12 protein-coding genes are annotated in these 12,343 nt (G+C 66.2%); 6 read left to right on the top strand and 6 right to left on the bottom strand.

The features are described 5' to 3' along the window. Positions 1-150: 150 nt before the first annotated feature. The 3 genes from IG171_RS01850 to IG171_RS01840 all read left to right on the top strand — a co-directional run bounded on the left by IG171_RS01850 (position 151) and on the right by IG171_RS01840 (position 2,032). Positions 151-1,200: an alpha/beta hydrolase fold domain-containing protein gene (locus IG171_RS01850; protein ID WP_249203953.1), complete on the top strand. Its 1,050-nt coding sequence runs from the start codon at positions 151-153 to the stop codon at positions 1,198-1,200. 127 nt (positions 1,201-1,327) lie between these two features. Continuing rightward, a complete protein-coding gene (locus tag IG171_RS01845) occupies positions 1,328-1,789 on the top strand; it encodes a hypothetical protein (RefSeq protein WP_212129444.1) in 462 nt (153 codons plus the stop codon). Between the two features lie 33 nt (positions 1,790-1,822). After that, on the top strand, positions 1,823-2,032 hold the full coding sequence (locus IG171_RS01840) for a hypothetical protein (RefSeq protein ID WP_212129442.1): 210 nt from the start codon (positions 1,823-1,825) through the stop codon (positions 2,030-2,032). 106 nt (positions 2,033-2,138) lie between these two features. Here IG171_RS01840 and IG171_RS01835 read toward each other — a convergent pair whose 3' ends face one another. Both IG171_RS01835 and IG171_RS01830 read right to left on the bottom strand, forming a co-directional pair. Continuing rightward, positions 2,139-2,315: a hypothetical protein gene (locus IG171_RS01835; protein ID WP_212129440.1), complete on the bottom strand. Its 177-nt coding sequence runs from the start codon at positions 2,313-2,315 to the stop codon at positions 2,139-2,141. Positions 2,316-2,387: 72 nt separating this feature from the next. Beyond that, positions 2,388-3,263: a YihY/virulence factor BrkB family protein gene (locus IG171_RS01830; RefSeq protein ID WP_212129438.1), complete on the bottom strand. Its 876-nt coding sequence runs from the start codon at positions 3,261-3,263 to the stop codon at positions 2,388-2,390. Between the two features lie 183 nt (positions 3,264-3,446). Between IG171_RS01830 and IG171_RS01825 the strand changes: the two genes are divergently transcribed. Beyond that, positions 3,447-4,610 (top strand): phosphatase PAP2 family protein, encoded by a 1,164-nt coding sequence (locus IG171_RS01825; RefSeq protein ID WP_212129431.1) that lies wholly within the window; start codon positions 3,447-3,449, stop codon positions 4,608-4,610. Between the two features lie 25 nt (positions 4,611-4,635). Here the strand turns inward: IG171_RS01825 and IG171_RS01820 are convergent, their stop codons facing one another. Beyond that, the gene (locus IG171_RS01820) at positions 4,636-5,778 is read right to left on the bottom strand and encodes a glutathione-independent formaldehyde dehydrogenase (RefSeq protein ID WP_212129430.1); all 1,143 of its coding nucleotides are present in this window, start codon (positions 5,776-5,778) and stop codon (positions 4,636-4,638) included. Between the two features lie 555 nt (positions 5,779-6,333). Between IG171_RS01820 and IG171_RS01815 the strand changes: the two genes are divergently transcribed. Further along, a complete protein-coding gene (locus tag IG171_RS01815) occupies positions 6,334-7,839 on the top strand; it encodes a DEAD/DEAH box helicase (protein ID WP_249204371.1) in 1,506 nt (501 codons plus the stop codon). Then, on the top strand, positions 7,836-9,302 hold the full coding sequence (locus IG171_RS01810; RefSeq protein WP_212129428.1) for a deoxyribodipyrimidine photo-lyase: 1,467 nt from the start codon (positions 7,836-7,838) through the stop codon (positions 9,300-9,302). The genes IG171_RS01815 and IG171_RS01810 overlap by 4 nt, the downstream gene beginning before the upstream one ends. A gap of 47 nt (positions 9,303-9,349) precedes the next feature. On the opposite strand, the gene IG171_RS01805 is transcribed toward IG171_RS01810, so the two are convergent. The 3 genes from IG171_RS01805 to IG171_RS01795 all read right to left on the bottom strand — a co-directional run bounded on the left by IG171_RS01805 (position 9,350) and on the right by IG171_RS01795 (position 12,283). Then, positions 9,350-9,787, bottom strand: coding sequence for a TipAS antibiotic-recognition domain-containing protein (locus tag IG171_RS01805; protein ID WP_212129427.1), 438 nt, complete (start codon positions 9,785-9,787; stop codon positions 9,350-9,352). 124 nt (positions 9,788-9,911) lie between these two features. Next, entirely contained in the window at positions 9,912-10,955 is a 1,044-nt protein-coding gene (locus IG171_RS01800; protein ID WP_212129426.1) for a hypothetical protein, read from the bottom strand. Between the two features lie 281 nt (positions 10,956-11,236). Next, a complete protein-coding gene (locus IG171_RS01795; protein ID WP_212129425.1) occupies positions 11,237-12,283 on the bottom strand; it encodes a Vms1/Ankzf1 family peptidyl-tRNA hydrolase in 1,047 nt (348 codons plus the stop codon). Positions 12,284-12,343: the final 60 nt, after the last annotated feature.

The following is a 12,343-nucleotide window of genomic DNA, read 5'->3' as shown; positions in this document are numbered from 1 at the left end:
CACCGGCGAGCGCGCCGCGACGATCGGCTCACCGCGGATCTCACATGCTGAACGACAGTCCAGTTAGAGTGGGGTCGAACTGTCAGCCTCATGAGAGACGCCTCAGCCGCCTGCGGGGCCGTTCCACCAGACCGACACACGGAGGCGAACATGACCGAAGCCGCTGAGCCCGCAACCGACAGCACCGAGATCCCCGCATTCATCCTCTCAGCGATGACCGACCAGATGCGGGCCGTGCTCGACCTGCAGGCGACACGAGCCGAGGAATGCGCACAGGCGGGACGACGCGCGATCAGTGCCGATATGGACGCTGACACCGCGCGGCTGGCGGCGATGCGAGCCGAATACCGGGCCGAACGCTCCTTCTGGAACGAGGGCGGACCGCTGATGGCTCACACCGTCGACGAGGTCATCGACACCGCCGGTGCCCAGGTGCCCATCCGCATCCATCGCCCCACCGCCGAGGCGATCCTGCCCGGGATCGTCTTCCTCCACGGAGGCGGCTTCATCGTCGGCGACCTCGACACCCATGATCGGATCATGCGGGTCATCGCCGCCGAGAGCGGAGCCGCAGTCATCGGCGTCGACTACTCGCTGTCCCCGGAGTCGAAGTTCCCGCAGGCCCTGCACGAGGTGGCCGGCGTGATCGACCGTCTCGCCCGCAGCGGGGAGGCTCTCGGGATCGACGGTTCAACGCTGGCGATCGGCGGCGACTCCGCCGGAGCCATGCTCACCCTCGGTGCGGCTCTGCTGCTGCGCGACGGCCCGGCAGGCATCGGCCTCGATCCGCGGACCTTCTCCTGTCTCCGCGCCCTGCTGCTCTTCTACGGCGGGCACGGCCTCGTCGATTCCGCGAGCAGGCGCCTCTACGGCGGCGGCTGGGACGGCATGAGCCGCGAGGATCTCGACTCGATCACCACGGAGCACTTCTCCTCCTCCGCCGATGCCTCCTCACCCTATGTCGATCACCTCGAGGCCGATCTGGCCGGTCTTCCCCCGGTCTTCATCGCCGCGGCCGGGCTCGATCCTCTCCGCGATGACAGTGAGGCCCTGCATGTGCGGCTCGAGGAGGCCGGGACACCGGTCGACTACCACCTGTACCCGGCAGTGCTCCACTCCTTCCTCCACTTCGGTCGGATGCTCGACGATGCCGGAGACGTTCTCACCCGCAGCGCCGGCTTCGCGGCCGCTCACCTCTGAACCGGCGGCCGGCGGCGCCAGTCAGGGACGGCGGCCTCCGTGGTCGGTCGATCCCACTCAGGGCTGACGATCCCGCAGGCAATAGGATGCTGTTCGGGCGTCGATAGAGGGAGGAGCGGACAGGCGCATGGCAGAACCGACTGAGAACGAGCCGGGCACTGACAGTTCCCCGCGGCCGAGCATCCCGTTCGTCCGGGACGCCGGAATCGCCGGCGGTGCGGTCGTGCTCTTCCTGCTCGTGCGCATCATGGCGATCGCGCATTGGGATTGGCCGGTGGCCAGCGATGTGGCGGATTCGATCAACTTCAGTGATGCGGTCGGCGCGGTTCTGGGCACGCTGTTCGCCAGGCCCACGGTCACAGCGATCGTGATCATGTTCATCCTGCCGTTGTCGGTGGTCGAGTTCGTGTGGTGCCTGCTCGACAAGAATCCTCGGATCATCGGGCGTGTGCTCTTCGTCGTGTTCCTCGGCACGGCCACAACAGCACTGATCCTCACCTTCCATATGTGGTGGCTGCTCATCGGCGCAACCGCACTCGGCGCGGTCCTCACGCTGATGCGCATCTTCTGGAAGCACGGCTACAGGTGACAGAGCATCGTCGGACTGCTGAGAGCCACAGGGGTGCTCGCCATCATCGCCGCCCTGGCCATGTCGACGCTCATCGATACGCCCTGGATGCTCCACGAGCAGATCGAGACAGACCAAGAGACGCTCGACGGCTATGTCATCGAGACTCCCTCGGGCTTCCTCAAAGTCCTCGTCGACGACCCTCGAGAGGTGCGGATCCTCAACAGCTCCGACGTCGTCTCCAGAGTCATCATCGACGAATGAGACAGACAGTCCTCATCGGCCGTCGCCGCCGACCCGCGCTGAGGTTCTGAGACAGCAATGGCCCGGTCTCCCTGAATCCAGGGGCCGGGCCATCCGTTCGCGGACTTCAGTAGTGCGCTGGTGGGTCACTTGCCGGAAACGACTCGTCCTCCCACTCATCGACCAGTTCGTCCTCGTGTTCTTTGTCGACCGAATCGGTGCCGGGCTTCTCCGCCAGATCCTCCCTGGCCTCCTCCGGCACCCCGGTCGGAGCCTTCTCGTCCTTCTCGCCTGCGTCTGACATGGAAACCGTCCTTTCTCGACTACGCCACTATGCTGACATCGTTTCGCTCAACACGGTAGGGGGCGTGCGCACTCAGTGCGCAGCGGCCCCGGCCCTCCGCTGCCGGTCGCGTCCGATCTCGGCGTCGAATTCGGCGCCCAGCAGCAGGGCGAGGTTGACCATCCACACCCAGGCGAGTCCGACGATCACTCCCCCGATCGACCCGTAGGTGACGTTGTAGCTGCTGAAGTTGTTGATGTAGAGCACGAAGCAGGATGACACGACCACAAGGGCCAGCAGAGCGATGAGCGCGCCGAGGCTGACCCACCGGAACTTCGGCTGCTTCACATTCGGAGTCACATAGTAGAGCACGGCGATGAGCAGCATGACGAAGAAGACGAAGACCGGCCATTTCACCACGTTCCAGATCAGCAGGGCCGTCGGCCCCATGCCGATGAGCTCACCGAGCGATTCCGCGATCGGCCCCGACAGCACGAGCAGCAGCCCCAGGGCGGCCATGACGATGAGCGTGACCACGGTGATCAGCAGCATCAGCGGCTTGAACTTCCAATAGGGTCGGCTCTCCTCCACCCGGTAGACGGTGTTGAGGGCACGACCGAATGCGCCGATGTACTTCGACGACGACCAGATCGCCAGGGCCAGGCTGCCGATGAGTGTGGCGCCGGCCGAGGAGGACTCGGTGAGTTCGACGATGAAGGGGCGAATCGCCGAGGCGGCCTCGGCCGAGACATCGTGAGCCAGGGACAGCACCGCCTCGGTGGTCGCTTCGGCTTCGCCGACCACGCCGAGCAGGGAGACCATCGCCAGGATCGCCGGGGCCGCGGACAGCAGAGCGTAGAAGCCCAGCCCGGCGGCGCGGTCGAGGCACTCGTCCTCGAGCAGGCGCTGCAGGACGTGCTTGATGATGCGCCACCGCCTCGGAGCCGCGTTGAGCGAACGATCTGTCATGGCCTCAAGGCTACTGCCAGCAGACACACATCGGGCTGAGGGCTTCTGCCCATGTCCCGGCTCTGAACGGCTCTGACCCCGCTCCTGTCAGGCGACATCGAGAGAAATCCGACGAAGTGCTTAGACTGAGCCATTAGTGTGTCCTCGATGACTCGATTGCGACGTTGGCCCTATACTTTCGCCATGGCGCTCTCGCTCCTCGTCGGAGCGGTCGCCGTGGCTTCTTCGCTCTATCTCGATCTGCCGTTGAAGGATCCCGACGGCTTCCTCGGACCCTCATACATCCGTCTGCCGCTCCTGGCCCTCGGATTCGTCGGCGGCGGACTCATCGTCGAGGCGGTGCGAAGAAGCGGGTGGCGAAATATCCCGGCCGCCGTCGTCGAGGTCGCAAAGACGGAGTGGAACAGGCACCGGGTGCTGTGCATCGGTGCCGGACTGCTGTCCTTCTACATCTGCTACGTCGCCTACCGCAATCTCAAGAGCGATCTGCCCGTCTACCGCGAAGGCACCCTCTACGACCACCAGCTGCTGCAGCTCGACCACTGGCTCAGCGGGGGCAACAACCCGGCGGTGCTCCTGCACGATCTCTTCGGCACCGAGATCATGGCGAATCTGCTCTCGATCGCCTACCTCGCCTATCTTCCGCTCATCCCGATCAGCCTCGGCGCGTTCCTCGTCCTCAGCCGCAATCACGCCGTCGGGGCCTGGTATGCGACGACACTGTGCCTGAATTGGGTGCTCGGCACGATCAGCTACTACATGCTGCCCTCGCTCGGCCCGGCGTTCGCCCGTCCCGAGCTCTACAGCAGCCTGCCCGACACCGGGGTCAGCCAACTGCAGGATGTGCTCATCGCCACCCGGCTCGAGTTCCTCAGCAACCCGGCCGGCAGCGAGTCCATCCAGGGTGTGGCTGCGTTCGCCTCACTCCACGTCTCCGTGACCTTCGCCGCCGCCCTGTTCATGATGCGCACGAACCAGAGTCGACTCCTCCGCACGATCACCTGGGTCTTCTTCGGCGTGACCATTCTGGCCACGCTCTACTTCGGCTGGCATTACATCCTCGACGACATCGCCGGGATGGGCATCGGCTGGGCCTCGGTGACGGTGGCCGGTTGGGCCACCGGTCATCGGAGGAGACGGAACCTGCAGCCGGCCGAACCGGTCATCGCCTCGGGCGCCGAGGCGGCCGCAACCGCCGAAGCGGCCGTGACCGCCGAGCTGACCGAGGTCTCCGAGGCGGACATGAGTTCGCTCGAGGCCGAGAAGCGCACCCTCGTCGATGCCACCGAGCTCAGCGCCGATGCCGAGCCCTCACCGCCGCAGCCTCCGGTGCGCAGAACCGCCTAGGGCAGCGCGCAGAGGCTGCGATGGTTCAGTCGCTGCCGGGGTGCAGCACCACCTTCGAGTAGCCTTCTTCGCGTCGGTCGAATCGAGCATAGGCGTCCGGGGCGTCGGTCAGCGGCAGCTCCTGGGAGACGACGAATCCCGGTTCGGCGCGTCCGGCGATGATGAGGTCGCGCAGTCTGTGGGCGTAGCGCTTGGCATCGGCCTGGCCGGTGCCCAGCGTCTGTCCCTTCTCGAAGAGCCGGCCGATCCTGACCAGGAGTTCGCCCTTGGCCGAGTGTTCGTCGGGGGCTCCCGGGTCGGAGGGCAGATAGAGACCGACGACTCCGATGCCGCCGGTGTGTCGCACCGTGCCGACCAGCTGGTTGAGCACCGTGGCAGGCTGTTCCTCTCCGCTGGCGACTGTGGCCTGGTACCCGACGGCGTCGATGCCGCGGTCTGTGCCGTAGTCGCCCAGGGCATCGGAGATCTGGTCGACGGGGTCGCCGTCGTCGAAGTTGATCGGTTCGGCGCCCAGTTCTCCGGCGAGCTCCAGCCGGTTGGGCACATGGTCGACGACGAAGATGCGACTGGCGCCTTTGAGGCGGGCCGAGTAGGCGGCCATGATCCCGACGGGCCCGGCCCCGTAGACGGCGACCGTCTCACCCGGCTTCACTCCGGCCAGCTCCGTGGCGTGATATCCGGTGGGAAAGATGTCGGCGAGCATGGCGAAGTCCGTTTCGTGTTCCTCGCCCGCCGGCAACGGCACGCAATTGTAGTCGGCGAAGGGCACGCGCAGGTATTCGGCCTGCCCTCCTCCGTAGGGGCCCATTCCGACATAGCCGTAGGCGCCGCCGGCGGTTCCGGGCTCATTGACGGTGAGGCAGAAGGCCGATTTTCCGGCCCGACAGTTGTCGCAGAAGCCGCAGGCGACATTGAACGGAAGCACGACGCGGTCACCGGCCCTGACCGTGGCTACGCCCTCTCCCACCTCCTCGACGATTCCCATGTTCTCGTGGCCGAACGTGATGCCGGGTTCGGCGTCCGTGCGACCTTCGTACATGTGCAGGTCCGAACCGCAGATCGCCGTCGAGGTGATGCGGACGATCACATCCGTGGGGTCGGTGATCCTCGGATCGTCGACCTCCTCGACGGCGACTTCGCGTGGCCCTCTGTAGACGACTGCCTTCATCGGCAGATCACCTCCACGGCCGCCTCGGCGACGGCCCTTGGTTCGGTCGGGACAACTTCGACGCCATTGTTCACAGCTGCTCTCCTTCCCGCCCGAGACACGGGCGAGCGATCCGATATGGCCTCACTGGTCAGTGTGGCCCGGCTGCCGAGACCCGACAACCCCCTGTCGTCTCGGCGGTGCTCGATCGCGAAGTGGGGACAGACCTCACACCCACCCGCGTCTCGGCCGTCGGAGCAGAAGGATGTAGACTGAAGACACTTGTGAACCCGTCCTCGGGTTCCCTGCGTCGTCAGGACGCCTCGTCTCTGCAGCTGGGTGACGATCACCCGCGCATGTTTTGCGAAGCCGTTTTCTCTCGGCGATCGAGAGCGCCGACAGCGCTCATTCCATGACCGGAATCGGCGGCCTGCCACCATCCACGGCACGGGCACGCCCTCCGGCACGTCGAAGGGCCACCCCATCACCAACGCACAGACACGCACCAACCCCCGTACCACCGCCGGGAAGACCACCTCGAAAGTCACCTTCGCCGAACTCGGAGTTCCGAAGAAGCTGACCGAGACGCTCAGCCGCGAGGGCAAGACCGCGGCCTTCCCGATCCAGCAGGACACTCTGCCCGACACTCTGGCCGGCCGGGATGTGCTCGGCCGCGGCAAGACCGGTTCGGGCAAGACCCTGGCCTTCTCCATTCCGCTGGTCGCCCGGCTGGCCGCCTCGCCGACCGGCCAGGCAGGGGTCCGCCGGCCCCGCGGGCTCGTCCTCGCTCCCACCCGTGAGCTCGCCACCCAGATCACCGCTGTCATCGACCCGCTGGCTCATGCCGCCGGGCTGAAGACGACGACGATCTTCGGCGGCGTCAAGCAGAAGCGGCAGGAGAACGCCCTGAACGCCGGCGTCGACATCGTCGTGGCCTGCCCCGGCCGCCTCGAGGACCTGCTGCAGCAGGAGCTGCTGAGCCTCGATCACATCGAGGTCACCATCCTCGACGAGGCCGATCACATGGCCGACCTCGGCTTCCTGCCCGGAGTCACCCGCATCCTCAAGCAGACTCCGACGAACGGGCAGCGGATGTTCTTCTCGGCCACGCTGGACAACGACGTCGACAAACTCGTCCGGCGCTTCCTGCACAACGAAGTCCTCCACTCCGTGGACGAACCGACCTCGCACGTCTCGGCCATGACCCACCACGTGTACGAAGTCGACGTCGATGACAAGAACGCACTCGTCCACAAGCTCGCCTCGGGCACGGGCCGTCGGATCCTCTTCACCCGCACCAAGCATCGGGCCAAGCGCTTCGCCCGACAGCTCACCGCCGCCGGCATCCCGGCCGTCGACCTGCACGGCAACCTGTCCCAGGGCGCCCGCGACCGCAACCTCGCCGCGTTCATGGGCGGAGATGCGAAGGTGCTCGTGGCCACGGACATCGCCGCCCGCGGAGTCCACGTCGATTCCGTCGAACTCGTCGTCCACGTCGATCCTCCGACCGAGCACAAGGCCTACCTGCACCGTTCGGGCCGCACCGCCCGTGCCGGCAGCGCCGGGGATGTGGTCACGGTCATGACCCCCGATCAGCGCAAGGACACCCTTACCCTGCTGCGCAAGGCCGCGATCAAGGCCACCCCGCAGAAGGTCACGGCCGACTCCCCCGAGGTGGCCGAGCTCGTCGGTGAGGTCGCCGACTACGTCGCCCCGCAGCCGAAGGAACCGGCCCGCCGACCCGAGCAGTCCGGCCGATCCTCCGACCAGGCGAGCGCCTCAGGTCAGGGACGCAAGCGCCGGCCCCGCCGCAGGCGCGGCGGCCGTGCCGGTCAGTCGGCTGGGCCCCGCGACAATCGCTCTGCCGAGAGCGCTCAGAATGGCCAGGCGAACTCCAGCGGCCAGGCTCAGCAGAACCGCAGCTCCGAGGGCCGTCGCCTGGGCCGTGCCAGGAGCGCCGGAGGCGATCAGGCGGCACGTCCGGCCCGGCCGCGGCGAAGCTCTCAGTCACGCGGAACGAGTGCCGAGACCAGGATGAACCACCGCAGCCGAGCCCACGATGCGCAGCGTTCCCGGGCGTGACCGTCGGCCGCGAATCCCTGACCCTTGTCTGGTTCCGTGACGACCTGCGCGTCGATGACCACGAGGCCCTGACTGCGGCCCGCGCGGACGGTCGCGTGGTCGGGATCTGGCTCCGGGAGTCTCGCGACGCCTCCGGTCTGGGACCGCGTCCGCTGGGCACGGCCGCCCGGTGGTGGGCGCACGAGTCCCTGCGGGTCCTCGAGGCTGAACTGTCCGAACTCGGCATCCCGCTGCTCTTCGCCGCCGGTCGGGGCGAGGACATTGTCTGTCAGGTCGTCGATGATCTGGGCATCGACTCCGTTCGCTGGTCACGCCGTTTGGCTCCGGCCTCCCGCAGCCTCGATGCACGGATCGAGGCCCGCCTGACCGAGGCCGGTGTCGCCGTGCATTCCCATCCCGGTGCCGTGCTCGTCGAACCGTGGACGACCAGCCCGCAGGGCGGTGACTTCTACAAGGTCTTCACCCCGTTCTTCAAGGCCACCCGTGATCATGAGGTCGGACAGGTTCTGCCCGCCCCGAACGCGCAGACACCGCCCTCCGACTCATGGCTGGAATCGGCTCGGGCACACGATTGGGCGAGCGACCTCGACGGTCTCGGCCTGCTGGACGGGACGGCAACCGGCTCGGGCGATTTCGCTTCGGCCCGGACCCCGCCCTGGTGGCGAACGACTGTGGCCGAGCACTGGAGCCCCGGCTGCCGGGCGGCGGCGCAGAGTCTGCGCCGACTGGCCGAGGGCGTCGACGACTACGCCGACTCCCATGACTTCCCCGGCGAGCCCGATTCCACCTCCGGCCTGTCGCCGCGGCTGCGTTTCGGTGAGATCTCGCCGAGGCAGGCGCTGCGGGCCGCACAGGATCTGCCGACGGTGAGTGAGGACGACCGTCACGCGTGGATCCGACAGCTGTACTGGCGGGAGTTCTCCTGGCATCTGACCTATCACATACCTCACCTCGAGTCCGTTCCGATCCGGTCGGAGTTCGCCCACTTCCCCTACGAGGACGATGCCGACGGACTCGAGCATTGGCGCAACGGGACGACCGGCATTCCGCTCGTCGACGCGGGCATGGGGCAGCTGTGGCAGACCGGGTGGATGCACAACCGGGTGAGGATGGCCACGGCAAGTTTCCTCACGAAGAACCTGCTCGTCCACTGGTGGCACGGCGAACAGTGGTTCTGGGACACGCTCGTCGACGCCGATGAGGCCAACAACCCGGTGTCGTGGCAATGGGTGGCCGGGTGCGGAGCAGATGCGGCCCCCTATTTCAGGATCTTCAACCCCAAACGACAGCGCGAGCGCTTCGACCCCGATGACGAGTACATCGACAGATGGCTCGGTCGCGGTCCGGGCGGTCTCCCGCCTGCAGGGGACTCACCCGAGGACCGGGAACCGATCGTCGATCTCAGACAGTCGCGTCAGGCAGCGTTGGCGGCCTATGACCAGATGAAGACCGAAGCCGAGTGAACCGCTGTCACAGGCTCGAGCAGGAGAGCAGAAGGAGCAGAAGAAACCTACCCCTCGCTTCGAGCACGCGCCGCGTTCGCAGTGATCGCCGCCTGCAGCCATTCAGCCGCGCCGGGGCGGGTGTTCTTCTCGATACCTGCGCGGAACCGCGGATCCTGAACGTATAGCTCGCTCTTCTGCACATGGAAGGCATGGTCCATCGCGTAGAACCAGTGACTGATGTGCAACCGCTGCTGCTCAGCCACGTCCATCGCTTCTTCGCTGCTCGGGTGTGCTCCGACGTCCATGAGGTGCCGGATTCGGCGCTCGATGGCCGCATTGCCGGCATTGATCCGTTTCCAATCCTCTTTGGTGTAGGCGGACACGTTTCGAGCAGCCTCGTCATATGCCGCGGTGTCGCCCCAACGGGCTTCTGCCTCGTCGAGAAGCTCGTGTTCCCTGTCGGCGAATTCTCCCCACTGCTCTCGTTTATCGGCGGCGGACATCGGCGATTGAATCCTTCTCTTGCCCATGGAGCTGCTTCCCTTCTGCCTATCGTGGTTCGACCGTATCGGTTGACGCGGCGGAAAGGTCAACGGGCGGATTCGAGACGTGCCCTCCGGACGCTCCTCAGCAGCCGGTCCAGATGACCGCGTGCCAGTTGCCCGCTGCGTCGCGGCTGGCTCCGGCCACCTCTCCCGACTCGGCGATCGTCTCGGCCTTGGACGCGCCGGCGGCCAGGTCCGGCAGTTCAGTGACTTCTTCGCCGTCGACGACAGCTGCGGAGCCGTCCTCGGCAGTGCCCGCAACGGCGCCCGAGCCGTTGACGTCGTTCGCGTCAATCGACTCCGGAAGCTCTGTCACGGTGTTTTCGGCCAGGTTCCACAGCACACCCGGGCTGCCGTCCGGGCTCGACCCCGAGGTTCCGATGGCGAAGTCACCGCTGATGCTGGAGACCACGCTGTGCTCAGCGCCGTCGAGCACGGGCAGCTCCCGGTACTCACCGTCGGAGTTCCAGATCACGGGAACGGTTACGCCGTCTTCGCTCTCGGCACTGCCGCCGACCGTTCCGGCATCGTCGATGCTCAGCGCCCGAGCCTGGCCGTGCGGTGACGACAGTTCACGGGGTTCGTCCTCGGCATCCAGACTCCATCGCAGCGCAGACCCGTCAGATGCGTGACCGACGCTCTCTCCTTCCGAGTTGATATCGAAGACTTCAGCCCTCTCGCCCTCCGACGCTTCGAGCTCGCGCGTCTCACCGTCGTAGTAGAGATAGGAGCTGCGCTCGACCTCGCCGGGCTTGATTCCGGTCCCGACGACGATGTTCTCACTGACAGCGGCGGCAGAGGCCTCCTCGAAATCGGGAAGCAGATCACTGACGTCACCGTTCGACCACCACGTCGCTTCGGTCTCACCGTCGACCCGCGCGTAGCCCACCTGTTCCGCCCCGTCGGACGAGCCGGCAGTCACCTCAGAACTCGTCGCCCCGTTCGGGCCGTCGAGCTTATCGACCGAGCATTGTGCGGAGGAAGAGCCTGCCGAGGCCTTTCCGGAAGCAAGCACGGGATCGACTGCCCCGCCCACTGCCGCCGCAGCTCCACACAGTGCACTGATGGCCATGAGCGAACCCGCTCGTGCCGCAGTGGCATGCTTCATCGTTCGGCTGCTGTGCATATCGAACTCCATTCGTCCCTCTCACATCGTTGTGGGATGTGGACCGGGTCCCCGATCGCGAGGTGCTCCCGCACACGACAGCTCATTCGCTGATATGCGACCAGCTCGCGCATCAGTGGACGTTGTCGGAATAATTCCGAACACGCTAGTGGCTGCCGCCGAGAGGCGTCAAGGCTTCGGTCAGACACCCTGGGCACACGAAGGGGCGGGACGCTGCCGCATCGGCAGGGCCCCGCCCCATTCGAGTCAGCCGTTGCGTCGGCTCGGCGGCACCGACCGGGTCAGTCGGCCAGTGCTGCTGCGATGTCGTAGCGGAGGATCGCGCCGATCCCGTCGGCCATCGGATCATGGTTGAGACCGATCTCCGCTGAGGACATGATGGCCTGGGCCACGATCGCCGCTTCCGCATCGGACCTTTCGGCGTCGTCATCGTCGAGCAGAAGGACCGCGACCGCTCCGCGCTGGACGGCCTTCTCGACTTCCGCACGTCCCTCGACGGCACGGTCGTGTGCCTTGCTCTCGGCCAGTCGCTCCGAGTTCTCGGCCTCACGTTCGGCAGCGAGGCTGGTCACCAAGGTCCTGATCGCCACGTCGATGGCCTCTTCGGCTCCTTCATCGTCGTCTCCGCCCTCGGAGATCTCGTGCAGCATCTCCTCGGCTCTGACCGAGAGTTCGGCCTTGACGACGGTTCTGCCTTGGACCTCTCCGGCCAGAATGACCGCATCGGGTGCATTGTCCGTGATCAGCCTGTCGACGAAGTCGGCGACGCTGCGCGCATGGTCTTTGATGATCTCGTCGACGCGGCGTCGGATCTGGTTGTGCGAGTACGCGCCTCGGCGGGGTTTGTTGATCTCTTCGTCGTTGTCGCCGGCGACGTGGACCCCGTCGTTCTCTCTGCGTTCGCGGTCCGGGGTCACGCTCAGTTCACGGACGGTCGCTCCGTCCTGGCCGGCGATGATGAGAACGACGTCGAACTGTCGGGACTCCTGCCGAAGGTAGGCTCCGAGTTCGGGCACCTCGGTGTAATGCGCCGCGTCCCCGTCTCCCAATGCCGCGTCCCAGTGCTCGTCGAGCAGAACACCCCCGGAGTTCGCCACGATGACCCGGCCATCGGTGTGGACTTCTGTGGGTTCCTCGACGAGGACGACAGAGTCGATGGTCTCCAGCACAGACTCCTCTGCGCCATCTGCCGACAGCTGTTCTCTCAGCTCTTCCCAGCGCAGACGGATCTGCGTACCAGCGTCAGCTGAGGGAGAACGACCTTCGAGATAGACCGTGGCGTACGGGCCGCCCTTTTCGTAGACCGTGCGCAAGTGACTGTAGTTCATCGCTTGTTCCTCCTCAGGATCTGCGGATCATCTGTCGGGGCCGCGAACGGAGCCCGACAC

The sequence above is a fragment of the Brevibacterium sp. SMBL_HHYL_HB1 genome, from assembly GCF_018208375.1.
GTDB lineage: Bacteria > Actinomycetota > Actinomycetes > Actinomycetales > Brevibacteriaceae > Brevibacterium > Brevibacterium intestinavium.
The sequence above is the reverse complement of the archived record's forward strand: the minus strand, read 5'-3'. Positions and strand labels throughout refer to the sequence as shown.